Consider the following 24,192-nt stretch of genomic DNA (forward strand, 5'->3'; position numbering starts at 1 on the left):
GTCATCCGGTTCACCTACGACCCCAGCGCGGACAGCGGCGCCGGGCTCCTGGTGGACGGCTCGGCCGTCATCATGGCCCCGAACGCGGGCCTGGACGGCGACAAGGCCAACGGGCTCGCCCTGGGTCCCTGCAAGCCGGGCGCGCCGGCGACCTGCAAGCACTCGCTCTACATAGGCGGGCTGCTCGACGGGTTCATCCGGCGGATCAACAACCCCGAGGACGACCCCCGCAACCAGACCGTCGACGTGGTCGCCATGACCACCGAACAGCGGACCGGCACCCTCGGCCGCGGCATCAACGGCTCCATGGGCATGATCGGCGACGACCTCTACCTGCCCGAGAACCAGGGCTTCACCGTCGTCAAGGCCATCAGCGCCTGCCCGACGTCCGGACAGGTCTGCCCGACCACGCCACTCAACATCGCCCAGTTCGGGTTCATCTTCGGCTCCGCCATCGGCGTCGACCCCGACCCGCAGCACCTGCGCAGCACCGCCGGCCTGGTCTACGCCTCGGTGTCGCCGGGCGCGGCCAACGCCACCGTCTATCAGTACGACATCGCGACCAACACCTCCCGGATCTACGCCGCCCGCGGTCAGATGCCGCCGGCGGGGTCGGCCGAGGCGACGGTCTACTGCACCACCACCTGCACCCGGCCGGTCGACCCGGCGAACCCGCCGGGCGGTCCCGCGGCGTTCCGGTTCGCGCAGGGGCTCATGGTCGCCGACGACGGCTCGGTCTACCTGACCGAGGACGCCTTCGCCGGCGCCCGCGGCGGCCGCGGACACACCTTCGTGGCTCCCGGTGACCCGTACCCGCCGGGGGCGACACCGGTGCCGCTGCCGCCCCCGCCCCCGGCCGGCAACACCACCTGCACGGTGAACGTCCAGGTGCCGGCGCTCGCCGGCGGCCAGACGTGGTGGGTCCAGTTCACCGCCCACGCCACCGGCCAGCTCGCCGCGACCTGGACGCTGCAGGTCCCGCAGTCGGCGCAGCTGCTGCTCTACCCGGGCAACCCGTTCACCGGGTTGGCCGACCCGGTCGCGACCGGCGCCAAGGGCGGCTTCATCGCGAAGCAGGCCACCACGAACACGACCAGCTTCAGCGTCAGCACCGCGCCGACGAACGAGCCGGCCGGGACGTACACGGCGCAGTTCTTCAACGGTGGCTCCGCGATGGGGGCCACGGTCGGGTCCATCACCTACAAGAACGACCCGGCGTCGGCCTGCGGACCGGCCCAGCTGGTGCCGCCGAACCACATCGTCAACTGACCCCTCCCCGAAAGGCCGTGGCCGCTGCCCCTCCCCCGGGGCGGCGGCCACGTGCTTTGCCGATCCCTAACCCGGGCGGTCCTAGCGTCCGCGGCGGCCGAACGGGCAACCGAGCTGTCCGGCGGCCGGGCGGGAGGGCGGCGAGGATGCGGATGGTGCTGCGGGCCGGCCCGCTGGAGCTGGACCCGGCCGAGCGACGGGTCCGGCTGCACGGGGCGCCGCTGGTCCTCCGGCCGCGGGAGTACGCGCTGCTGCACTACCTCCTGCGCCGCCGCGGCGAGGCGGTGAGCAAGGCCGACATCCTGACCGAGCTGCAGGACGAGTTCGCCGGCGGGGACGCCTACGTCGTCGAGGTCACCATAAGCTACCTGCGGCGCAGGCTGGCCGCGCCGCCGAACCGGCCGATCGTCGAGACCGTACCCGGCGTCGGCTACCGGCTCTCCCCCGACGGCGGCTGCCACTGACCCACCCGACCCCGCGGCCTGTGCGGACACTCCGCGTCAGCCGGCGGCCCTGACCGGCGTCCGATGGGGCAGCCTCTCGGGCGACGGAACAAACTGAGCTTGGAGGCGTCCATGTCGGTGTTGGAGACGTTCGCCCTGCCGGGGCGGGTCGTGGTGGTGACCGGCGGGAACCGGGGTCTCGGCGAGGCCTTCGCGCACGCCCTCGGCGAGGCCGGCGCGCGGGTCGCGATCCTGGCCCGGGACGCGGAGCGCAGCGCGCAGGTGGTCGCCGAGCTGGCCGGCAAGGGCATCACCGCCGCCGCGTTCCAGGCCGACGTGACCGACCGGGCCGCGGTGGAACGGGCCGCGGCCGAGATCACCGCCGCGTACGGGCCGGTCGACGTGCTGGTCAACAACGCCGGTGCCTGCATCCACCGCCCCGCGCTGGAGGTCACCGAGCAGGAATGGCGCAGCGTCCTGGACGTCAACCTCACCGGCGTCTGGAACGGTTGCCAGGTCTTCGGCCGCCGCATGGTCGACTCCGGCGGCGGTGTGATCGTCAACGTCGGATCCATGTCGGGCCAGATCGTGAACCGGCCGCAGTGGCAGCCCGCGTACAACGCCTCCAAAGCCGCGGTGCACCACCTGACCAGGTCACTGGCCGCCGAATGGGCGCCGTACGGGATCCGGGTCAACGCGGTCGCCCCCGGCTACGTGCGGACCGACATGACGCCGATCGACAGACCCGAGTTCGCCCGGCACTGGATCGAGGACGCACCACAGCAGCGCGCCGCGGCGCCGGCCGAGATCGCCCCCGCCGTGCTGTTCCTGGCCAGCCCCGCCTCGGCCTTCATGACCGGCTCCGTCCTGGTCATCGACGGCGGCTACACCGTCTTCTGACCGGGCCGGGCGTCAGGCAGCGGGTGGTGATCTCCTCACCGTCGACGATCAGCAGGTCCCGGCCGGCGTACGCGCCCCCCAGACGCCGCTGGCGCTGGACGTGTCGTGGTCGGTGGAGGCGACGAGGTCCAGTCCCCCGGCGGGCGGCACTGCCCTGAAGCTGGAGATCTCCGGCGCCGCTGGCCGCCCTCGGCGCGCACGGTCCTCTTCTTCGACCGGTGAGCCCGCGCCCGATCAGGACGCGCGGGCGGTGGCGGAGCGGATCACCGGGGCGATCTCGTCGGCGAGGCGGGAGATGGACTCCTCGACCAGTCCGCGGGGCAGCCCGCCCCAGTCGACCTGACCGAAGAGGCGGTCGATGCCGAGCAGGTCGTACGCGGTCATGATCTTGGTGATGATCTCGTCGGAGGAGCCGATCAGCAGCGCGTTGCCGGGCGCGGCGCCGGCCAGGAACTGGTCCTGGTCGACGAGGAACCCCCGCCCGCCAGGCCGCTTCGGCCGCAGGTACTCGTGGTAGTGCGGGTAGACCTCGCGGGCGGCGGCCGCCGTGGCGCCGGCGTGGAAGTGGGTGGAGATGCCGACGCTGAGCCGGTCGGCGTGCCCGGCCCGCTCCCCCGCCTCGCGGTACTCCGCGACCACCCGCCGCGCCCCGGCGATGCTCCCGCCGATGAGGCCGAGCACCATCGGCAGCCCGAGCCGGCCGGCCCGGGCGGCGCTGCCCGGGGAGCCGCCGACGCCGACCCACACCGGCAGCCGTACGGCCCGAGGCATCACGTCCACGCCCGGGATCGGCGGCCGGAACCGGCCGGACCAGGTCAGCCGCGGCTCGTCCTTCAGCCGCAGCAGCAGGTCGAGCTTCTCCTCGAAGACCGCGGCGTAGTCGTCGAGGTCGACTCCGAACAGGCCGAACGGCTCGATGAACGCGCTCCGCCCGGCGATCAGCTCGGCCCGGCCGCCGCTGAACAGGTCGAGGGTGGCGAAGTCCTCGTACACCCGGACCGGGTCCAGGACGCTGAGCACCGTCACCGCGCTGGTGAGCCGGATCGACGAGGTCGCCGCGGCCGCGGCGGCGAGCACGACGGCCGGGGAGGACACCGCGAACTCGGCGCTGTGGTGCTCGCCGAGACCGAACACGTCCAGGCCGAGGGTGTCGGCCAGCCGCGCGTACCCGACGATCTCGGCCAGCCGCCGCCCGCTGTCGACCAGCCGGCCGGTGCCGGGATCGGCCTGCAGGTCGGCCAGCGACACGATCCCGATGTCCACTGTGGACCCTCCCGGTACCCGGCTCAGTCGACGGTGACGACGAGCTTGCCCAGGGTGCCCTGACCGAAGTCGGCCAGCGCCTGCGGGGCGTCCTCCAGCCCGTACGTCCGCTGGATCGTGACCCGGGTCGCGCCGCCGGCCTGGTTCGCGGCCAGCCGGTCCAGCACCTCCCGGACGGGCTGCGCGTAGATCGCGGCGACCTTCACGTCTCCGGCGGGCAGCTGGTCGGCCGACATCAGCAGGGTCGAGACGAACCGGCCCTGCGGCTTCAGCACCGGCAGCAGCGGGGCCGGATCGCCGGCCAGGTGCACCACGGCATCGATCCCGTCCGGGTACGCCGCCCGCACCTGTCCGGACACGTCGCCGGTGTGGTCGATCACCTCGGTCGCACCGAGCCCGGTCACGTGCGCCCGCTCGGCGTCGGTCGCGGCCGTGGCCAGCACCCGCGCGCCGGCCGCGACGGCCAGCTGGACGACCTGGCTGCCGACCCCGCCGGTCGCGCCGGCCACCAGCACCGTGCTCCCGTCCGCGAGCTCGGCCGCGTCGACGGCGGCGGCCGCGGCGGTGCCGGCGAGGCCGAGTGCCGCACCCTCGGCGTACCCGATCTCCTCGGGCAGCGGGGCCAGCCCGATCGACTCCGCCACGGTGACGTACTCACCGAAGGAGCCGTCGCCGAGCTCCGGCTTCGTCACCACGCCGAAGACCCGGTCCCCCACCGCGAACCCGTCCACGCCGGGGCCGACGGCATCGACGGTGCCGGCGAAGTCCTTGCCCAGCACGACCGGGAAGCGGTGCTCCATCGCGCCCCTGAGGTACGACCCGGCAACGGCCAGGTCGAAGCCGTTGACCGACGCGGCCCGGACCCGGACCCGCACCTCGCCCTCGGCGGGCTCCGGCACGTCGAGGTCCTGCACGACAGGGGTGGCACCGAAATCGGCGAGTACGAGCGCGCGCATCGACGTGTCTCCTAAGTGGTGGAGGTCTTCCGGATACCGACGCTATCTCATCTGGAAGGGGTCTTCCACATCGACTACCGTGGCTCCATGACCACGGAGGCGGAGCGCCCGCGACGGGCCGACGCCATCCGGAACCGGGAGGCGATCCTGACCTCGGCCCGGGAGATCTTCACCGCCGACGGGCTGCAGGTGCCGATGAGCGTCGTGGCCCGGCGCGCCGGCGTGGGCATCGCGACGCTGTCCCGCAACTTCGCCGACCGCGACGAGCTGGTCGCGGCCGTGTTCGCGGCGGAGATGACCGCCTACGCCGACGCCGCCGAGGCCGCGCTCACCGACCCCGACCCGTGGCACGGGTTCTGCACCTTCGTCGAGACCGCCTGCGCCCTGCAGAGCTCCGACCGCGGGTTCACCGCCGTGCTGGCCATGACGTTCCCCCGGGCCGGGGGACTCGAAGCCGAGCGCGCCCGCGCCTTCCGCAGCTTCGTCACGCTCGTGCGCGCGGCCAAGGCTGCCGGGAGACTCCGGCGCGACTTCTCTCCCGAGGACCTGCCGATCATCCTCATGGCCAACGCCGGCGTCGTCACGGCCGCCGGCATCGCCGCCCCGGCCGCCGCCCGGCGCCTGCTGGGGTACGTCCTGCAGGCCTGTTCGGCCGAACACACCGAACCGCTGCCCAAGCCACCCACGCCCCGCCAGATGTACGAAGCCATGACCAGTATCCAGACACCCGGCCACCAGTAGCCGCCGCCCGAGTCGGACTCCTTCGCGGAACGCCTGGCAGACTCTGACCGGGACAGTGACGCGCCCAGCGGGGCGGTGCCGGGTCCTCGGCGCCACCTTCACCCCAACCTCTTGCCACCGATAGCTAGGGAACACCGATGCGCCGTCTCGCCCGATTCAGCTTCCGCCGCCGATGGGTCGTGCTCGCGACCTGGCTGGCGCTGCTGCTGGTGGTCGGTGGTGCACTCGGCGCCATCGGCGCCGGCTACGACGACAAGTTCACGCTGCCCGACACGGAAAGCACCCAGGCCCTGGCCCTGCTCCAGCGGGTCAGCCCGCAGGCTTCCGGCGACCAGCTCACCGCAGTCGTGCATGTGAACTCCGGACGCGTCACCGACGACGCCGCCCGGCAACGCTTCACCCGCGGGCTCGAGGCCGCCAAGGCCACCGGCAAGGTCGCGGCATACGCCTCCCCGTACGCCGCTGCCGGTGCCCAGCAGGTGTCGAAGGACGGCCGGACCGCCTTCGCCACGCTCACTCTGGCCGGCACCGTCCCGAACGACGTGACCAGCGCCCAGGTCGTCGACATCATCGACGCCGTACGTGGCCCGGCCGGTGACGGCGTGCAGATCGAGGTGACCGGAGCCGCCGCGCAGGCCGCGCCCGCGCAGGGTGTGGCCGAGGTCGTCGGGCTGATCGCGGCCGCCATCGTGTTGTTCCTGGTGTTCGGATCGCTGCTGGCGATGACCCTGCCGCTGATCACCGCGATCCTGTCGATCGCGGTGTCCGTTGCCGGGATCGGGCTGCTCGCCAACCTGTTCACGATCGCCACCTTCGCCCCGACCCTGTCCGTGCTGCTCGGTCTCGGCGTGGGCGTGGACTACGCGCTGTTCATCGTCACCCGCTATCGGCAGGGCCTGCTGGAGGGCAAGAGCCCGGAGGAGGCGGCGGTCACCGCGGTGGACACCAGCGGCCGCGCGGTGCTGTTCGCCGGCATCACCGTCTGCATCGCGCTGCTCGGCCTCTTCGCCCTCGGGCTGTCCTTCCTGTACGGCGTCGCCATCGCGGCCTCGCTGGCGGTCGCGGTCACCGTCCTGGCGTCGCTGACCCTGCTGCCCGCGCTGCTCGGCTTCTTCGGGCGGCGGGTGCTGCCCCGGCGGCGCCGCGCCGCCCCGGTCGGACGCCCGGAGGACCTGCAGGAGGAGCCGGCCGGCTGGCGCCGGTGGACCGCGCTGCTCGACCGCCGGCCGGCGCTGTTCGCCGGTCTGGGGCTTCTGATCATGCTCGCCATCAGCGTGCCGTTCCTGCACCTGCGCCTCGGCCTCACCGACCAGGGCAGCGACCCGGCCGCGTCGACCACCCGCAAGGGCTACGACCTGCTGTCGGAGGGCTTCGGACCGGGGTTCAACGGCCCGCTGCTGATCGTCACCGACCTGGGCCGGTCGGCGGACCCGGCCGCCACCGAGAAGCTCCGTACGGCGCTCACCTCGGACCCCGGCGTCGCCGACGTCCTGCCGACCGTCTACCTGGGCGGCACCCAGCCGGGCAAACCCACTGTCGGTGGCATCGGACTGACCACCGTCTACCCCGCCAGCGCTCCGCAGGACGCGGCGACCAGCGATCTCGTGTCCCGCGTCCGGGACAACCTCGTGCCGGCCGCCGAGCAGGGCAGTGGACAGCGGATGCTCGTGGGTGGCACCACCGCCATCGGCGAGGACTTCAGCGACACGATCGCGAAGAAACTGCCGCTGTTCGTCGGTGTCGTCGTGCTGCTGTCGTTCCTGCTGCTCACCGCCGTATTCCGCAGCCTCGTCGTCTCCACGGTGGCGGCGGTCATGAACCTGCTCTCCGCCGCGGCCGCGTTCGGGGTGGTCGTCCTGGTGTTCCAGGACGGCTTCGGGCTCTCCCTCATCGGAGTCGACCGCACCGGGCCGATCCTGTCCTTCCTGCCGGTCATCCTCTTCGCCATCCTGTTCGGCCTGTCGATGGACTACGAGGTCTTCCTGCTCAGCCGCATCCACGAGGAATGGCTGCACCGCAAGGACAACCGCCAGGCCGTCCTGCACGGGCTCGCCGCGACCGGACGCACCATCACCGCCGCCGCCGCGATCATGGTGTTCCTGTTCCTCGCCTTCGTACTCGGCCCCAACCTCACCATCAAGCTCTTCGGCTTCGGCCTCGCCGCCGCCGTCCTGCTCGACGCACTGGTGATCCGCAGCATGCTCGTCCCCGCGCTCATGCTCCTGCTCGGCCGCGGGAACTGGTACCTGCCCCGGTGGCTCGACCGTGTGCTGCCGCGGCTGTCGGTGGAGGGATCGGCCGCACAGGATGAGACCCGCGAGGAAGAACCCGCAGGCACCCACTGACCTCGCGCTGCCTCGGTCCCCGAACCATTCCGGGAGGTCGGGAGCGTGACGACTACCTTCTGGATCCTTCGGCATCATCGTGACGACTTCCACGTCGGGTGTTGAAGAACTGGACACGATCGACCATCGTTTCCCTGTCGTCAGACGCGCAGCGGATCGACGACGTTCTTGTCGTCGGACGTGCGGAATTCGTTCACCTGCGTCGCGACCTCGCTCGGAAACTGGAAGATGTATCGGTGCGGTGCTCGAACTCCATCGCCACGTCGGCGAGATCCTGGACGACCACGAGATGGACCAGTGACAGCTTTGAGCCCTTCCGGTACAGGTCCGCGAGACGCTCGAGCGACCGGACCGACACCGTGCCGCATGGCCTTGCTGCCCACGCCGCGGAACGGCACCGTGAAGGTTGTCGAACGGGGGGCCGGCACGCCGGTGGTGTTCCTGCACAGCGGGGGTGGGCAGCGCCGGGGAGGCGGACGGCTGTTGCCGGGCGCTCATGCATCGCCTCCGGTGGTGCCGTGATATTGGTCGTCGGTGATGTGCTCGAGCCAGGTCGTGCTGCCGGTGGGGTCATCAGCACCCTCGAGCATCGCGATGTGCTCCATGAAGGTGTCCTCGGACGCGGCGTGCCAGTGCTCCTCGCCCGGCGGGGTGTAGATCGTCTGGCCGGGGTGGGCCTCGATGACCTTGCCGTCGCGGGTGCCGAACCGGCCGACGCCCTGCGTGACATGCAGGTACTGGCCGCGGGCGTGCGAGTGCCACGCGGTGCGGGCGCCGGGGGCGAAGCGGACGGTGGCGACGACCATGCGCTGGTCACCTTCGTGCGGGAGCGCGATCGGGTCGAGCCAGACGTCGCCGGCGAACTGCTCCGGGGGGTTCTTCGTCGTCGGGATGGTCGGTTCGATGTTCATCTGCTGATGCTCCTCAGTAGCTGTCCGGCTCGCTGCCGGCGCATGACCGGCAGGACGGCGCGGGTGACGTTCAGCGGACCGAACAGGTTGACCTCGAGCTGGGCCCGCAACTGCTCGGGACTGACCTCCTCGAAGAAGCCGGCCTGGAAGGTCCCGGCGTTGTTCACCAGCACGTCGATCCGGCCGAACCGTTGCACGGCGGCGTCGACGGCGGAGGTTGCGGCCTCGGGGTCGGTGATGTCCAGGGCCACGGCGAGCAGGTTCTCCTGCGCACCGACCGAGGCGCTCACCCGCGCGGCGTCTCGGACGGTGGCGACGACGGCGTGCCCGGCGGCCAGAGCCGCCTGGGCGATCTGGACGCCCAGGCCGCGTCCTGCGCCGGTGATGACGTAGACCTTGACGTTGCTCATAGGGGATGCGTCTCCTCGCGAGAAGGATGGGGAAGTGTGGCCGCGGCGGCTGTCGCGACGACGAGGACGGCGGCGGCGACCAGCAGGCTGAGACGGACGCCGGATCCGATGGTGGCGGGGTCGGCGAGCAGCCCGCCGAAGACGGCGACTCCGAGCGCACCGCCGACCTGGCGGCTGGTGTTGAACAGGCCGGACGCCATGCCGGAGCGGTCTCCCGGCACGCTGTCGAGCAGTGCGCCGATGGCCGGCGGTATGACCAGGGGTGCGGCGGCGCCGACGGGGATCATCAGCACCGCCAGCTGCCGCGGCGACGCCACCCCGGCCAGGAGGCCGAGCGCCACCAGGTCGAGCGCGATGGTCAGCAAGCCGGTGGTGATGACCGCCCGGCGGCCGAGGCGCTCGGCTATCCGCGCTGAGAACGGGGTGATGACAGCGCCGATCAGCATCATCGGCACGAAGACCGTGCCGGTGGCCAGTGCCGAGAGCCCGCGACCCTGCTGGAGGTAGAGGCTGAGGACGAAGGGCAGCCCGTAGTAGCCGACCATGAACGCGAAGCCGACCGCCAGCAGCACCGCGACCCCCCGCGCCCGGACCAGGTCCGGTGGCACCATCGGATGCGCCCCGCGGGTCTGCCCGGCGATGAACGCCGCGAGCGCGACCACCGTCACCGCAGCCGCCGCCAGCACCAGCGGATCGGTGACGCCGGCCGCGCCGGCTCCGATGGCGGCGTACGTGAGGCCGCCCAGGGCGAGCACGGCGGTCACCTGCCCGACCCGGTCCAACGGCACGTCCCGCCGCGGCGACGGGCGCAGGCCGGCGAGCAGGCCCAGCGCCACCGCGCCCACCGGGACGTTGATGAGGAAGATCAGCCGCCAGTCGATCAGTTCGAGCGCACCGCCCAGCGCGGGACCGGCGGAGGAGGCGACGGCGCCCCCCATCGCCCACACGCCCAGGGCGCGGCCCCGCGCGCCGGCGTCCGGATAGGCCTGGCGGATCAGCGCCATCGATGCCGGCATCATCACTGCCGCGGCCGAACCCTGCAGGAACCGGGCCGCCACGAGAACTGTCAGACCGGGTGCGACGGCACAGGCGGCCGACGCGAGCACGAAGACGACGATCCCGCCGGCGTACGCACGGCGCGCGCCGATCCGGTCGGTCAGAGCGCCGGAGGACAGCAGCAGCGCGGCGAACATCAGCGTGTAGCCGTCGACCAACCACTGCAGACCGGTGATGCCACCGCCGAGATCGGCGCGGATGGCCGGCAGCGCCACGTTGACCACGACGGTGTCGAGCGTGACGACGAAGAACCCCAGGACCGCCGCCGCCAGCGCGGCTCGCGCCTGGCTGCCGACCGCCACGGAGGGGGCCGGGTGCGCGATCGCTGCGGACATGCCGGGGCTCCTGACGGACGGGATCGGGTGCCGGGCTGGTCGCCGACGCCACCGAGGCAACCGCGTCTCCCCGCGGCGTGGGAGGTCGTGTCTATGGGGGGTACAGACACGACCTCCCACCGGCGGCCGGTGGACGTAGCGTCGTCACCGTGGACAACCGAGCCGAGATCCGCGAGTTCCTGGCCACGCGCCGGGCCCGGATCACCCCGGGACAGGCCGGGCTGCCCGCTGGCGGCGGCCGGCGGCGGGTGCCCGGGCTACGCCGGGAAGAGGTCGCGGTCCTGGCCGGCGTGAGCACCGAGTGGTACGCCCGACTGGAGAAGGGCCACATCGCCGGTGTCTCCGAGGACGTCCTGGACGCGGTGGCCCGCGCCCTGCAGCTCGACGAGGCCGAGCGGGACCACCTCTTCGACCTCGCCCGGGCCGCCCGCCCGGGCCGCGGCCCCGCCCGCAGGACGACGCCGAAGGTGCCGGCGAGCGTGCACTGGATCCTCGACTCGATGACCACCGCGGCCGCGTTCGTCCGCAACGGACGGCTGGACGTCCTGGCCATCAACCCGCTCGGCCGCGCCCTCTACGCGCCGGTCTTCGACGACCCCAGACGCCCGGCGAACCTCGCCCGGTTCAACTTCCTCGACCCGCGATCCGAGGACTTCTACCCCGACTGGCGCGGCGCGGCCGACACCAGCGTCGCGCTGCTACGCACCGAGGCCGGCCGCGACCCCCACGACCGCGACCTGACCGACCTCGTCGGCGAGCTCGCCACCCGCAGCGACGAGTTCCGCACCCGATGGGCCGCGCACGACGTCCGGCTGCACCGGTCCGGGGTCAAGCACTTCCAGCACCCCGTCGTCGGCCGGCTCGACCTGGCCTTCGACGCCCTGCAGCTCCCCGCCGAGCCGGGCCTCACGCTGACCGCCTACACCGCAGAACCCGGCTCACCCGCACAGGACGCACTCTCGCTGCTGGCCAGCTGGGCGGCCACCACCGCTGTGACCGATCGAGCGGCGACCGACCGGCCCGCGCGCTGAGCGCCGCACCTGCACTGCACCGACGGCAGCGGTTGCTCGGTCGGCCCAGCCCGCATCGGCGGCTCTTTCGCCCGCAGGCATGCGGTCAACTCGGGCACAGGGAGACGCCCGGCCCCCGCGGACCTAGCTGAGCTCCAGCTGCGCGAGTTCACCGCGGGAGGTGACGCCCGTCTTGGCGAAGGAGTTGCGGAGGTGGAACGCGACCGTGCGGGGCGAGATCCAGCACTGGGCGGCAACGTCCTTATTGGACAGACCCTGACGGACCAGCTGGGCGACCCGGAGTTCCATGGGCGTGAGATCCAGCAGGGTCGAGGGATCGCGGGTGCGGGCGGTCTCCCCCGAGGCCCGCAGCTCCCGGGTGGTGTGCTCGACGAGCGGCTCGGCGCGCAGGTCCTGGAAGGTGTCCAGCGCGAGCCGTAGGTGGGTACGGGCGTCGACCCGGCGGTGCGCACGGCGCAGGAACTCCCCGTACGCGAGGTGGGTCCGGGCCCGGTCGTACGGCCGCCCGCCGTGCGCCAGCGCGCTCTCGAAGAGCCCCGGCGCCTCCGCCGGTCCGGCCAGCAGGGCCCGTCCGTGCCCGGCGGCGGCAAGCGCCCACGGCCACCGGGTCGCCTCGGCGAAGGCGGCCAGTTCCTCCGTCCAGACCGCGGCCCGCTCCCGGTCGCCGGCCCGGACCGCGGCGTCGACGCGGTCGACGGCCGCCATCCGCGCGATGACCGGCAACCGGATCCGGCCGAGGTGGTGGAGGGCGGCGTGGACGTCGCCGGCCCGGGCCGCCCGGGTTCCGACCGCCCACCGGGTCAGGTCGTGGACCGGGTCGGCCAGGATGCCGAGCGGATGGCTCCCGGTGACGGCCTCCAGCTCGGCGAGCAGGGCGTCGTAGTCGGGACGGCCCTGGAGGGCGGCCAGGAGGGTCAGCCAGGCAAGGGGGGCCGCGGTCATCGGTCGCGGCGCGAGCGTCAGCGCTTCGGCGGCGGAGCTGCCGGCGGCGGTCCACCGCCCGGCGAGCAACTGGGCGAAGGCGAGCCGCGGCAGCGCGTAGAGGACGAGCATGCCGGCGCCGCTCTCCCGGGCGCCGGAGAGCATCGCGGTGAAGCTGCGCCGGTGGGCGTCGTCGTCGCCGAGGTGCAGCGCGGCGTTGCCGAGGTTGGCCAGCACATCCGGGTCGGTCACCTCGGCGCTCTCGGCCAGCGCGTCCCGCAGCGAGGCCACGGCCGTCCTCACGTCACCGCGGGCCGCCTCGGTCATGCTGGCCAGCAGCCGGCTGAGGCAGCGCCGGCGAGGGGTGTCGTGGGGGATGGCGACCGGGTCGGCGGAGGCGCCGCTGTCCGCGCCGTAGACGACCAGGACCGAGGCGGCGGCCGCCATCTCCAACGCCCGGTCCGGGTCGTCGGCGGCGACGACCCGGGCGGCCCGGGTGAAGATCCGGTGCCCGTCGGACGCCGAGCCGACGTTGATCTCGATCCGGCCGCGCAGCCGATCGATGTCGGCCCGCAGCAGCCCGTCGCCGGTGCCCTCCCGTGCGGCGGCGGCCAAGGTACGGGCCCGGGTCGGCTGCCCGCAGGCCCAGGCGTTGCGGGCGGCGGCGAACGACCGGGCTGCGCGCACCTGATCGCCGGTGGTCAGCTCGGCGGCGCGCTCGTAGGCGGCGGCCGCCGCGACGTACCCGCCGCGCCGTTCGGCCCTGCCCGCGGCGAGATCCAGGGCCGCGGCGACCCCGTCGTCGGGCCCGTCGGCGGCGGCCGCGCGGTGCCACGCCTCCCGGTCGGGGTCGTCGGCCAGGGCGCCGGCGAGGGCCTGGTGGGCCGTCCGCCGCTGGGCGCTGGTCGCGCCCTGGTAGATAGCGGACCGGACGAGCGGGTGCCGTACCCGCGCGCTGTCCCCGTCGATGGACAGCAGGCCGGACCGCTCGGCCTCGTCCAGCGCGTCCGCGACGACGCCGAGGACCGCGGCCGCGCGCCGCACCGTCGCGGTCCGGCCGGAGTCGTCTGCGGCCGCGACCAGCAGCAGCGTCTGGACAGGCTCCGGCAGCCGGCGGCACCGGTCCAGGAAGACCCGTTCGACGCCGGCGGTCAGGGGCAGCCGCGCCGGCATCGGCGCGGTCCCGCTCAGCTGCGCCGCGGTCAGCGCGGTCGGCAGCTCCACCAGCGCCAGCGGGTTGCCGCCGCTCTCGGCCAGGAGCACCTCGGACACCTCGTCCGGGAGCGGGTGCCCGGCGCCGCGGTCGAGCAGCGCCCGCGCCGCGGTCCCGTCCAGCCCGGTGAGCACCAGCGATGGCACCCCGTCGGCCGCGAACGCCGCACCGTCCCGGGCCGCGAACAGCACCGCGACCCGGTCGGCCTGCAGCCGCCGGGCGGCGAACAGCAGCGCGTCGGCCGAGGCCGCGTCGAGCCAGTGCGCGTCGTCGACGACCGCCAGCACCGGGGTCTCCTCGGCCGCCTCGGTGAGCATCGACAGGGTCGCCACCGCGACCAGGAACGGCTCGACCGCCGGTCCGTCCGTCTGTCCGAACGCGACCCGCAACGCGCGCGCCTGGGGCGGTGGGATCCGGTCGAGCAGCCGCAGGACGGGACGCAGCAGCCGGTGCAGCGCGGCGAACGCCAGCGGTGACTCCGACTCCAGCCCCTGCGTCCGCAGCACCAGGACGCCGGCCGCGGAGGCGATCAGATCCTCCAGCAGCGCCGACTTCCCGACCCCGGCCTCGCCGCGCACCACGAGCGCGTCGGCGCGGCCCTGCCGGGCCCCGTCGAGCAGGACGGCCAGCCGGGCCCGCTCGACGTCCCGGCCCTGCAGCACGGCCCGACGCTACCGGCGATCCCGGCCATTTGACCGGGTCGAGCAGCCGCCGGCGCGCCCACTCTCGGCGTCACCACCTCGAGGAAGCGAGACCGCGATGGCCACCACCACGCTCATCGACCGCCCGGCCACGATCGCCCCCGAGCCCGGGCCCGGTCCCCTCCGCCGCGTCGTCGCGGCCGGTCTGACGGCCGGGCTGCTGGGCGCGCTCCTGCTCACGCTGGTCGTCCTCGCCGGCGCCGGCGAGCACGCCATCACCGGCTCGGCCCTGCTCGCGTTCGGGTTCGGCTGGGCGCTGCTGGCCGTGCTGTCGATCCGCCGGACCCGCGCGCCGCAGCGGTGGGCGCTGGTGCCCGCCGTCCTGATGGCTGGCACCGGAGCGTGGCTTCTGACGTCGGCCCCGGGCGACGGCGTGCTGTCCGCCGCCGGCTGGGTCTGGCCGCCGGCAGTGCTGGCGCTGGCCGCGTGGATGGGCGTCCGGGCGCGGCAGGTCCGTCCCGGCCGCTGGCTGCTCTACCCGGTCGTGGCCGTCCTGGCCGCCGCGGCCGTCGGCGGCGGCTACGCCACCGTCACGGCACCGGACAACCCGATGCCCGGGGTCTCCTACGACGTCGGCGGCCACCGGCTCCACCTGAACTGCACCGGGTCCGGCGGTCCCACCGTCGTGCTGGAGAACGGGCTGGGCGAGACCTCCCCGCTGTGGAGCCGGATCACCGCGACGGTCGGCCGGGACACGAGGGTCTGCGCGTACGACCGGGCCGGCCAGGGCTGGTCCGGCGACGCCCCGCAGCCGCAGGACGGCGCGCAGATCGCGGCGGACCTGCACACGCTGCTCGCCCGCGCCCACGAGCCCGGGCCGTACGTGCTCGTCGGCCACTCCACCGGCGGCGTCTACGCCCTTGCGTACGCGGCCCGGTATCCCGCCGAGGTCGCCGGCATGGTGCTGCTCGACTCCGCCGGCCCGAACCAGTTCACGGCGCTGCCGGACTACCCCCGCCAGTACGCCGCGATGCGCCGCCTGACCGCCCTGGCCCCGAGCCTGGCCCGCCTCGGCGTCACCCGGCTGCTACCGGCCTCCGCCTCCTCGGGCCTCCCGGCCCGGGAAGCGGCGCAGGTACGGGACTTCGCCACCAGTCCCCGCGGCCTGCGCAACATCCGCGACGAGCTGTCGGTCTACCCGGTCGTCTTCGTCCAGGCCGGGGCGCTCACCGGCCTGGCCGGCCGGCCGCTGGTCGTCGTGACCGCGGCCGAAAACCAGCTGGGCACCGCAGGCTGGGCGGCCGCCCAGGACCGGCTGGCCGCGCTGTCGACCATCAGCAGCCACCGCCTCGCCGACACGACCCACGTGGGTCTTCTCGACGACCCGCGCGGCGCCGCCGCCTCGGTGCGCGCCATCACCGACGTCGTCCGCTCCGTCCGCACCGGCACGCCGCTGCCCGCGCGCTGAACTCACCGCCGCCCCAACAGAGGAGCCGTCATGCACACCGCCGAACCCGTCCGCCCCACACCACGCTCCGCGCCGCCGAACGACCGCGTGGCTCTGCACTGCCGGCCCTCGGGACGACACGTGGCGGGCGTGGCACTTCTCGTGGCCTGGCTCGGACTGGGGCTGCTGTTCTCGCTCGGCGCCGTGGGCTTCCTCCTCGCCGGGCTGGGGCTGGCCGTGGTCGTCCAGCTCGGCCGGCGGAGATCCTTGGCCGAGTTGTGGACCCGCGACCGCGCCGGCATCGGCAGGAGCCGGGCCGGCAAGGCCGGTGTCATCGGGGTGTTGCTGCTGACGCCGGCGTACCTGGTGGTGCACTACCTGCCGACCTGGGTGGGCAACAGCTGGATAGCCCTACTTGCGGCGCTGGGCCTCGTCGTCGCCTATGTCGCGATTCGCAGGCTCTTCGTCGCCGTAGCCGTGACCGCGGTCCTCGTCGCCGCCGCGATGTGGACACAGGCCCCGAGTCTGTCCACTGCCACGACCGGCGACGCCGGGTTGCTGGCCCAACTCGACCGCGTGCAGGACAAGGGAATGCTGACCGGATACGAGGACCTTTCCCTGGCCACAGTGGACCTCGACGCGGCGCAACCTGTACGGCTGGCCGGGTTCGGTGCCGACGCCACGAGACCGATGGAGATCGGCTCGATCACCAAATCTCTCACCGGCCTGGTCGTCGCTGACTCGGTCGAACGTGGAGAGCTGAGCCTCGACGCCCGGGTCGAGACATACCTGCCTGCGCTGCACGGCTCGGCCGCCGGCACTGTCACCATCCGGGAACTGGTCACCCACCGCTCCGGCTACGCCGAGTTCGGAGCGGCCACGCTGCGACGCGCGGCCTGGTCGGCCCCGACCGGCCGGAACTGGATCACCGCCGATCTCGACCACCTCATGCGGGAAGTCAGGACCGGGAGCCTCGCCACCCGGGGGACGTTCGCCTACTCCACGCTCGGCGCCGCCACCGCCGGACAGGCCGCGGCCGCCGCTGCCGGCATGAGCTATCCCGACCTGATGCGAACCCGGCTGTTCGAACCTCTCGGCATGACCCACAGCGCCATCCAGGTCGGCCACCCGCTGGTCGGCGGCGGCAGGACCGCATCCGGCCACCGGGTCCAGCCCTGGGTCTTCGGCGCGTACGCCCCGGGCGGGGCCGCGGTGTCGACCGCTGCGGATCTCAGCCGCCTCGCCACGGCCCTGCTCGACGGCACCGCACCCGGTATGAACGCCATGACACCCATCGCGCCGACTGGCCAGGACAACACCCGCATCGGCGAGTTCTGGCACATCTCACGATGGCCGACCGGCCAGACCATCACCTGGCACAACGGTCAGACCGCCGGCTACACCGCCTACCTCGGCCTTGACCGGCAGCACCACAGGGCCGTGATCGTGCTCTCCGACGTCGCCAACGCCGCCACCACCGAACTCGGCACCGAGCTCCTCTCCACACCGAGCTCGCCAACGCCGTGACGGCTGACGAAGCGCTCGCACTCGTCTGGTCGGGGTCAGATCTCCCGTCCGCTACGGCGATCGCGGGATCTCTCCTGCGGGTGGGTCGGCCGCGGCGCCCCGACCCTTCCAGGCCTGACTGGCGAGCAGTTCCCGCAGCAGCAACCGGCGGCAGCGCGGCTGGTCGGCCAGCTCGACCGCCAGCACCGTCAGTAGCAGCCACATCACCGCGGCGACGGACACCGTTGTGAGCACAGGCAGCCACAGCCGGCCGAATTCGTGGACGGCGATCTGTGTCGCCCAGATCCGCCAGTACAGCACCGTGTTGACGAGGTATCCGACGGCGTAGGAGATGACGAAGGCTGTCAGGAACGGCAGCAGCGTCTTGTCCTGCCGCCGCTCCCTGATGGGTTCGTCGCGAACGGGCAGCACCACCGAGAGGATGTTCCCGGCGCCGAGCCAGAGCAGGATCATGGTGAACAGCAGGCCGAACGCGACGACGAGCGCGTCGACGTCGCCGCTTCTCCACGCCAGCAGCAGGCTCAGCAGCAGGCCGGCCGTGCCGACCAGGATGAGCAGGACGAGGTTCTTGACCAGGAGCAGATGCCACAGCCGGACACCTCCGGACAGCGCGGCGCGGACTCTGGCCGCATCCATGCTCATGGCATTGGTACACACCACGCTCCCAACCACGCCGGACAGCGCGAAAAGCGCCAGGTAAGGAAGAAACTCCTCCTTCACGTCCCACCGGTACAGCCGCAGGAAGCCCAGGTAGGCCAGGCCCAGCGCCAGGCTGATCCCCAGCCGCACGGCCAGCGGCCGCGGCCGCTGCCGCACCACGTGCGCGAGCTCGGCCCTCAGGCCGGTACGCAGCGCGCGGCCATGGCGCGCGACGAGGGTCGCGCCCACGAGCGGCACGTAACCACGGACGGCCGCGGCGACCTGATCCGTGTCGCCGGTCTCCAGTACGGCCAGCCGCGCGCGCAGGACGGCCAGGCTTGCTTCACCCAGCGCGATCCGGGCGACCGCGACCGCAGCGGCCGCATCGGCCTCGGTCCGGATGGCGACCGCGGTCGCCTCGTCGGAGGTCGATCCGTCCTCGGACGGCCGCGGCTCGGGAGGCGAGGATTCGGTGCGGTCGCGAAGTCGCCGCTGCCAGTCCGCGGACGCGGCCACCGCGGACAGCTCCGATCCGCCCAGCGTCGCCCGCTCGATTTCCAGCGCTCGGGACGCGTCGGTGGCCAAGCGGTCGATCGCCCGACGGTCAAGCCACTTCGCCGACCGCGCCACGGCCTCGGCCCCGCTGGCCCGGGCCGCAACCTCGGCGAGATCGTCCGCCGCCGCCATCAGTCGTCCCATCACTCAGACCGTCCGACGCCGTCGAGCTGCCGCGGCGCGCACAGTTCCGTCGTCTCAGTACGGCGACCGATCACGTGGCTGCACCCGCAGCGAGCGACGCCCCGCGGCCGCCAGCAACGCGCCGATCGCGATCCCGACCACGACGTTGATGAGGCACGTGGCGAGTCGGGAGGACAGCGTCGCGTCGGCGGCGAAGGGCACCAGTGCGGCGACGAGGGTGAGCAGGCCGACGATCCAGCCGAAGAACAGGAACGGGTGCGGAGTCACCAGCAGCAGTAGGTGCAGCAGGCCGGTGGCGGCCAGAGCGACCAGCGCCACGGCGACGGTGTAGCCGGCCGTGCTCCGGTCGCCCCAGGTCCCGTCGGCCCTCGCCGCCAGCAGCGGCACGGACAAGATGCCGCGGGCGAACAGGATGCCGACGAGCGCGACGAGGGCCGCGATCACGGCGGTGACGGCCCCGGACGTCCACAGCAGAGCCGGGTCGAGCCGGGACTCTGCCGCGGGTTCGTCGGCTCGGTAGCGCCGTGTCATGGATCGGTCTCCCCTGGCTCGACAGCTCGCTGGCTCGACCGTAGGTCGACACTGCCGGCCGGGGCGTCACCCTGAGGGGATGGTCGGGGTCATCCGGGCCGGGTCCGGTGCAGCCCGGTCGGCCCGGACCGGACACCGACGACTGCCTCATTCGGACCGCATGAAAGGTCGGTCGGCGGGCCCCGCGGCCCTCCCCTACGCCTAGCATCATGGTCGTGACCGGCTGGAGGCCGTCCTCAGCGATATGCGTGGTGGGGTCTCTCCTGCTGCTGCTGGGAATCCTGGCCGGGGCGGTCAACCGCAGCGTTGTGGACGGCGCGAGGTTCGCCGAGCACGTCGACGTCATCCGTACGGACCCGGTGGTGGCGCGCCAGGTCGGGACGGCGATCACCGTTCGGCTGCTGGTCGTCGACCCGGACCTGGTGGCGGTGCGGCCGCTGCTGGAGGCGGCCGCGACCTCGCTGGTGTCGAGTCCCTCCTTCGGCCCGGTGGTACGGGCGGCGGTCCGGCAGGCCCATCGGGCTGCGACGAGCGACGACCCGGGCCAGATCGTGCTCCGGCTCGCCGACCTGGGAGTGGTGCTGGCCGGCGTGCTGCGGGTCGTGGCGCCCTCGGAGGCGGCTCGGATACCGGCCGACCTGGACCTGACGCTGGCGCAGTTGGGTGGTCGGACCGTCGGTGCCCGAACGGTCCGGCTGACCCGGACGGTCGGCGTGCTGGCCTGGTTGCTGCCTTTCCTCGCGCTCTGCCTGTTCGCCGCTGCCGTGGCGTTGGCCGACGACCGACGGCGTGTGACGGTGACGGTGGGCCGGGGCCTGGTGGCGGTGGGCGCGGGGGTCGGCGCCGTGGCGTTGGCCGGTGCGCTGGCCGGGACGCTGGTGAACACCGACACTCTGCGCGGCGCGCTGGTGGCCGCGGCGGCGCGGGAGTTCGGCGGGACGCTGTGGTGGGTGGCGGCCGTGCCCGCCACGGCCGGCGCGCTCGTGGTGGCGGCCGGCTCGGACCGGCTGCCCCGGCTGGACGCCGCCACCCTCCGGCGCGCCTGGGACCGGTTGACCCCGCCGGCGCCGGGGCGGTGGTGGCGGATCGGTCGGGGGGCCGCCCTCCTGCTGGTCGGGCTGGGCCTGCTGGTGCGTCCGGCATTGATCGCCCGGCTGGTTGCCGTCGTCGGCGGCATCCTGCTCGGGGTGGCCGGCATCGGCGAGCTGACCGCACCGCTCGGGACGCGGCAGCGCCCGGAACCGGCCCCGGCGTCCTGGCTGCGCCGCCGGCCGGCTGCTGTCGGCGGGGCCGCCGGACTGGCCGCGCTGCTCGTCGTCGTCCTGCTCGGCGCCGTTCCGGCCGACCGGCGATTGCCCGCGGCCACGACCGGGACGACCGGCTGCAACGGACACGAGGAGCTGTGCGGCCGCAGTTACGCCGACGTCGCCTTCCCGGCCACCCACAACGCGATGGCCGCGGCCGACGAGCCGGGCTGGTTCCTCCCGGAGCAGCCGACCGGCCTCGTCGGCCAGCTCGACGCCGGCATTCGGGTGCTGCTCATCGACGCCTGGTACGGCCAGCGCACCTCCCGGCCCGGTCTGGTCGCGACCGCGCCGGCCAGTCACGCCGCCGCACTGGCCGCGGCCGAGCGCGACTTCGGGAAGCCGGCGGTGACGAGCGCGCTGCGGATCCGGGACGCGGTCACCACCCGTCCGACCGGCCCGGTCGAGCCCTACCTCTGCCACGGACTGTGCGAGATCGGCGCCACCGAGTGGGCGCCGGAGATGACCCGGGTCCGGGCCTGGCTGGATGCCCACCCGCGCGAGGTCGTGACCTTCGTCATCGAGGACTCGGTGTCGCCCGCCGACACCGCCGCGGTCTTCGCCCGGGCGGGCCTGAGCCCCCTGGTGCACACCCAGCGGTCCGGCCAGCCCTGGCCGACGCTCGAGGAGATGATCGACTCCGGTCGCCGGGTCGTGGTGATGATGGAGCGGCAGGGCGGCGGTGCGGCGTACCCGTGGCTGATGCCCGCCTTCGAATGGATCCAGGACACGCCGTACCGCAACCCGACCGCGGCCGACCTGAGTTGCCGGCGCGAGCGCGGCACGGACGCGAACCCGCTGCTGCTGGTCAACTACTGGCTCGGCAACGACTTCCGCTCGCTGGTGACCGACGCCCGGGCGATCAACGCGCTCGCCGTGCTGGCGCCGTACCTGGCCAGGTGCGAGGCGGAACGTGGAACGCGGCCGAACTTCGTGGCCGTGAACTACTTCGACCAGGGCGACCTTTTCCGGGCTGTCGACGAACTCAATGGAGTCGGCTGACGTCGCCCAGCTGGCGTCCTGGCCGCAGGCCAGCGCATCGCCGCCCGTCCGAACGATCGAGCACCGAGCCGGTCGATCGGCCTCCGCCGCCGGCGACCGTCAGTCGGTCGAGGGCGGCCGGGCGGCCAGGGTGACGGTGGCGTCGGCGCTGGACCCGGACCGCCGGAAGGTCAGCCGCACCTGCTGTCCCGGGCCGGTGGTGAGCGACAGCGCCTCGAGCTGGTCGGGGTCGCTCAGTTCCACGCCGTCCAGGGCGGTGAGCAGGTCGCCGCGGCGCAGCCCGGCGGCCTGGGCCGGACCGCCGGTCGTGACCGCGGTGACGAAGAGGCCGCCGTGGTCGTCGTCCTGGGATGGGAACGGCGCGACCTGCAGCCCGAGGTAGGAGTGGCTGACCGTGCCCGTGCCGATGAGCTGGTCGGCGATCCGCATGGCAGAGTCGACGGGGATGGCGAAGCCGATCCCGATGCTGCCGCCGCCGGCGTTGCCCTGCTCGTCCGGGACGCTGGCACCGGCGGTGGGGACGCCGACCAGCCGGGCCGAGCAGTCCACCAGCGCGCCGCCGCTGTTGCCCGGGTTGATCGCGGCGTCGGTCTGCACGGCCGAGGCCAGCAGGGCGGAGCCGGCGTCGTCGGACGGGACCCGGACCGTACGGCCGAGCGCGCTGACCACGCCGGTCGTGACCGTGCTGGACAGCCCGAGCGGCGCGCCCAGCGCGACCACCGGCTGGCCGACGGTCAGCCGCGCGGACGAGCCGATCACGATCGCCGGCAGCGGGCGACCGGTGTCGACCTTGAGCACCGCGAGGTCGGTCTGCGGGTCCCGGCCCACGATGCGGGCCGGGGTGACGCTTCCGTCGTCGAACACGACGCCGACCTGACCGGTGCTGCCGGCCGGGGAGATGACGTGGTCGTTGGTCAGCACGTACCCCTCGGCGCGGATCACCTCGCCGGACCCGGTACCGGCCCCGGCGGCGCCCTGGGCCCGGATCGTCACGACCGCCGGCAGCCCGCGGGCGGCGACGTCGGCGGCCGAGCACACCCGCGCGCCGTCGTCCCGGTCCAGGGCCGCGCCGCCCAGGCCGCCCACGAGCGCGGCCCCCAGCACCGCCACGCCGGCCAGCCCCCACCACCGGCCCGAGGGCCTGCGGGCGCTCCGGTCCGCTCCGGACGGCGCCTGTGGTCGACCGGCTGTGTCCTCGTCCACCGGATCCCTCTCGCGTGGTCGGGCCCGCGCGACGGCCCGGTCGCGCTGGCTACTGGCCGCGGGCTAGGCCGCGAACGCCTCCAGCAGCGCCTTCTCCTGCTCATCGGTCATGTTGGTGAACACCAGCTCCGACTGCCGGCCCTTGAACGCCGCGCTCACCTTGTCCAGCACGGTGTCGGACGTCAGCAGGAACAGCGCCGACGTACCCGGGGTCACCTGGTCCCGGGTCTGCTTGATGAACTCGTCATCGATCCCGACATCGAGCAGCGATCCCGACAACGCGCCCGCCGCCGCGCCGAGGGCCAGGCCGAGTAGCGGGACGAAGAAGATCAGCCCGAACAGCAGTCCCCAGAACGCGCCGCCCAGCGCGCCCCGGCCGGCCAGGTTGTGCAGCTGTCGCGTCTTCGGTCGCTTCGCCTTGGACTCCCACGACACGATCGCCGCGTCGTGCACGGTGACCAGTCCCTGCTTGGACAGCTCCTGCAAGGTGGTGGCGGCCTCGTCGGCGCCCTCGGGCGTGTCGAACCGCCACACCGTCAATCGCTCCATGTGGGAGTCTCCTCTCCTCGTCGTCCCACGGATGTGGTCCACCGGATCCCGCCCGGCGGGCCACATCGCACGTCACCGAGTTCCGCCGGACAGACGCCATCGTCGGGTCCGCCGGACGCAGGTGCCTCACTCGTCCCGGATGAGCGCCGTCCGAGAAGGCCGGTCAGCAGGGGTCCGCTCCGGCGCCGTCCCGTCGGCGGCGCCGGCCGGCCCGACCGGCCCCCGGAGGCGACTCACCCGGAAGGGACGAGCCCCACAGCCCGGGCGGCTCGTCACGCCGGCGTCTGCTTGTCGTCCGGCGGTGACCCGGAGACGTGGCTCCCGGGCTCGCGCAGCGCGAGCTTCACGTCCACGAGCTCGAGCCCCAGCGCCCGAACCTGGTGGAGGACGGCGTGCAGGCCCGCCTGGTCCAGCTCACCGGACAGGACCGTCGCCGTGGGTTCGACGTCGACCGCCAGGTCGGCGAACGCCTCCCGGCCGGCGGCACCCAGCGCACCGACGACCCGGACCTCATACGTGTCGCCCACCCTGACCTCCTCGACCGACTCGGCGTCGCCGGGCTGGGCGGGTACACCGGCCGACCCGGTGATCCGCCCGGGCACCGGACCGCTCAGCCCGCGCGTCGGGGGGATCCTCGAGTTCGCCGGAGGTCCAGGAGCTCCCACCGCATGATCCTGATCCGTTGCAGCACGCCGTGCAGCGCCGACTGGTCCGGCTCACCGCAGATCAGGACGACCGCGTCCGCCGCGATGACGTCGAGCCCGCCGACCGCGTCCTCGGTGCTCCGATCGGAAGCGCCGGACGACCTGATCTCGTATCGAGCGGACACCGGCACCTCCGTGCGACGTCGCGTCCG

General features: G+C 73.6%; 21 protein-coding genes. 9 read left to right on the forward strand and 12 right to left on the reverse strand.

The window, feature by feature from the left end:
* The 3 genes from VGP36_12385 to VGP36_12395 all read left to right on the forward strand — a co-directional run.
* Nucleotides 1-1,269: hypothetical protein (locus VGP36_12385; protein HEV7655512.1), on the forward strand; the 1,269-nt coding region annotated here is incomplete at its 5' end.
* A 146-nt stretch (nucleotides 1,270-1,415) separates the two neighbouring features.
* Nucleotides 1,416-1,733 carry a winged helix-turn-helix domain-containing protein gene (locus VGP36_12390; protein ID HEV7655513.1) on the forward strand — a complete coding sequence of 106 codons (318 nt, stop codon included), beginning with the start codon at nucleotides 1,416-1,418 and terminating at the stop codon, nucleotides 1,731-1,733.
* A gap of 111 nt (nucleotides 1,734-1,844) precedes the next feature.
* Complete coding sequence (locus VGP36_12395) at nucleotides 1,845-2,612, forward strand: glucose 1-dehydrogenase (protein ID HEV7655514.1); 768 nt, start codon at nucleotides 1,845-1,847, stop codon at nucleotides 2,610-2,612.
* 234 nt (nucleotides 2,613-2,846) lie between these two features.
* Here VGP36_12395 and VGP36_12400 read toward each other — a convergent pair whose 3' ends face one another.
* Both VGP36_12400 and VGP36_12405 read right to left on the reverse strand, forming a co-directional pair.
* Nucleotides 2,847-3,875, reverse strand: coding sequence for an LLM class flavin-dependent oxidoreductase (locus VGP36_12400; GenBank protein HEV7655515.1), 1,029 nt, complete (start codon nucleotides 3,873-3,875; stop codon nucleotides 2,847-2,849).
* Nucleotides 3,876-3,898: 23 nt separating this feature from the next.
* On the reverse strand, nucleotides 3,899-4,831 hold the full coding sequence (locus VGP36_12405; GenBank protein ID HEV7655516.1) for an NADP-dependent oxidoreductase: 933 nt from the start codon (nucleotides 4,829-4,831) through the stop codon (nucleotides 3,899-3,901).
* 87 nt (nucleotides 4,832-4,918) lie between these two features.
* Here VGP36_12405 and VGP36_12410 point away from each other — a divergent pair, with 87 nt between their 5' ends.
* Together VGP36_12410 and VGP36_12415 are read left to right on the forward strand one after the other, a co-directional pair.
* Nucleotides 4,919-5,572, forward strand: a complete 654-nt coding sequence (locus tag VGP36_12410; GenBank protein HEV7655517.1) for a TetR/AcrR family transcriptional regulator — start codon at nucleotides 4,919-4,921, stop codon at nucleotides 5,570-5,572.
* Nucleotides 5,573-5,709: 137 nt separating this feature from the next.
* The gene (locus tag VGP36_12415) at nucleotides 5,710-7,917 is read left to right on the forward strand and encodes an MMPL family transporter (protein HEV7655518.1); all 2,208 of its coding nucleotides are present in this window, start codon (nucleotides 5,710-5,712) and stop codon (nucleotides 7,915-7,917) included.
* Nucleotides 7,918-8,411: 494 nt separating this feature from the next.
* Here the strand turns inward: VGP36_12415 and VGP36_12420 are convergent, their stop codons facing one another.
* From VGP36_12420 to VGP36_12430, 3 genes are read right to left on the reverse strand one after another with little or no spacing between them, the layout of a single operon-like run.
* Nucleotides 8,412-8,828, reverse strand: coding sequence for a cupin domain-containing protein (locus VGP36_12420; GenBank protein HEV7655519.1), 417 nt, complete (start codon nucleotides 8,826-8,828; stop codon nucleotides 8,412-8,414).
* Nucleotides 8,825-9,238: an SDR family NAD(P)-dependent oxidoreductase gene (locus VGP36_12425; protein ID HEV7655520.1), complete on the reverse strand. Its 414-nt coding sequence runs from the start codon at nucleotides 9,236-9,238 to the stop codon at nucleotides 8,825-8,827. Before VGP36_12425 ends, VGP36_12420 begins: the two co-directional genes overlap by 4 nt.
* Complete coding sequence (locus VGP36_12430) at nucleotides 9,235-10,629, reverse strand: MFS transporter (GenBank protein HEV7655521.1); 1,395 nt, start codon at nucleotides 10,627-10,629, stop codon at nucleotides 9,235-9,237. The genes VGP36_12425 and VGP36_12430 overlap by 4 nt, the downstream gene beginning before the upstream one ends.
* A gap of 149 nt (nucleotides 10,630-10,778) precedes the next feature.
* Here VGP36_12430 and VGP36_12435 point away from each other — a divergent pair, with 149 nt between their 5' ends.
* Nucleotides 10,779-11,660: a helix-turn-helix transcriptional regulator gene (locus tag VGP36_12435; GenBank protein HEV7655522.1), complete on the forward strand. Its 882-nt coding sequence runs from the start codon at nucleotides 10,779-10,781 to the stop codon at nucleotides 11,658-11,660.
* A gap of 123 nt (nucleotides 11,661-11,783) precedes the next feature.
* Here the strand turns inward: VGP36_12435 and VGP36_12440 are convergent, their stop codons facing one another.
* Nucleotides 11,784-14,456 (reverse strand): AAA family ATPase, encoded by a 2,673-nt coding sequence (locus VGP36_12440; protein ID HEV7655523.1) that lies wholly within the window; start codon nucleotides 14,454-14,456, stop codon nucleotides 11,784-11,786.
* A 97-nt stretch (nucleotides 14,457-14,553) separates the two neighbouring features.
* On the opposite strand from VGP36_12440, the gene VGP36_12445 reads away from it, so the two are divergent.
* Both VGP36_12445 and VGP36_12450 read left to right on the forward strand, forming a co-directional pair.
* Nucleotides 14,554-15,903, forward strand: coding sequence for an alpha/beta hydrolase (locus VGP36_12445; GenBank protein HEV7655524.1), 1,350 nt, complete (start codon nucleotides 14,554-14,556; stop codon nucleotides 15,901-15,903).
* Nucleotides 15,904-16,032: 129 nt separating this feature from the next.
* Complete coding sequence (locus VGP36_12450) at nucleotides 16,033-17,409, forward strand: serine hydrolase domain-containing protein (GenBank protein HEV7655525.1); 1,377 nt, start codon at nucleotides 16,033-16,035, stop codon at nucleotides 17,407-17,409.
* Between the two features lie 51 nt (nucleotides 17,410-17,460).
* Here the strand turns inward: VGP36_12450 and VGP36_12455 are convergent, their stop codons facing one another.
* Together VGP36_12455 and VGP36_12460 are read right to left on the reverse strand one after the other, a co-directional pair.
* The gene (locus VGP36_12455) at nucleotides 17,461-18,747 is read right to left on the reverse strand and encodes a hypothetical protein (GenBank protein HEV7655526.1); all 1,287 of its coding nucleotides are present in this window, start codon (nucleotides 18,745-18,747) and stop codon (nucleotides 17,461-17,463) included.
* Nucleotides 18,748-18,801: 54 nt separating this feature from the next.
* Nucleotides 18,802-19,278 (reverse strand): DUF6069 family protein, encoded by a 477-nt coding sequence (locus tag VGP36_12460; protein ID HEV7655527.1) that lies wholly within the window; start codon nucleotides 19,276-19,278, stop codon nucleotides 18,802-18,804.
* A gap of 248 nt (nucleotides 19,279-19,526) precedes the next feature.
* Between VGP36_12460 and VGP36_12465 the strand changes: the two genes are divergently transcribed.
* The gene (locus VGP36_12465; protein ID HEV7655528.1) at nucleotides 19,527-21,584 is read left to right on the forward strand and encodes a hypothetical protein; all 2,058 of its coding nucleotides are present in this window, start codon (nucleotides 19,527-19,529) and stop codon (nucleotides 21,582-21,584) included.
* Nucleotides 21,585-21,683: 99 nt separating this feature from the next.
* Here the strand turns inward: VGP36_12465 and VGP36_12470 are convergent, their stop codons facing one another.
* From VGP36_12470 to VGP36_12485, 4 genes are all read right to left on the reverse strand, one after another.
* Nucleotides 21,684-22,694: a trypsin-like peptidase domain-containing protein gene (locus VGP36_12470; protein HEV7655529.1), complete on the reverse strand. Its 1,011-nt coding sequence runs from the start codon at nucleotides 22,692-22,694 to the stop codon at nucleotides 21,684-21,686.
* A 156-nt stretch (nucleotides 22,695-22,850) separates the two neighbouring features.
* The gene (locus VGP36_12475; protein ID HEV7655530.1) at nucleotides 22,851-23,336 is read right to left on the reverse strand and encodes a DUF1269 domain-containing protein; all 486 of its coding nucleotides are present in this window, start codon (nucleotides 23,334-23,336) and stop codon (nucleotides 22,851-22,853) included.
* Between the two features lie 272 nt (nucleotides 23,337-23,608).
* A complete protein-coding gene (locus tag VGP36_12480) occupies nucleotides 23,609-23,863 on the reverse strand; it encodes a hypothetical protein (GenBank protein HEV7655531.1) in 255 nt (84 codons plus the stop codon).
* A gap of 83 nt (nucleotides 23,864-23,946) precedes the next feature.
* On the reverse strand, nucleotides 23,947-24,165 hold the full coding sequence (locus VGP36_12485; GenBank protein HEV7655532.1) for a hypothetical protein: 219 nt from the start codon (nucleotides 24,163-24,165) through the stop codon (nucleotides 23,947-23,949).
* Between the last annotated feature and the right edge of the window lie 27 nt (nucleotides 24,166-24,192).

It is taken from the genome of Mycobacteriales bacterium, assembly GCA_035995165.1.
In the GTDB taxonomy this organism is placed as follows: domain Bacteria; phylum Actinomycetota; class Actinomycetes; order Mycobacteriales; family CADCTP01; genus CADCTP01.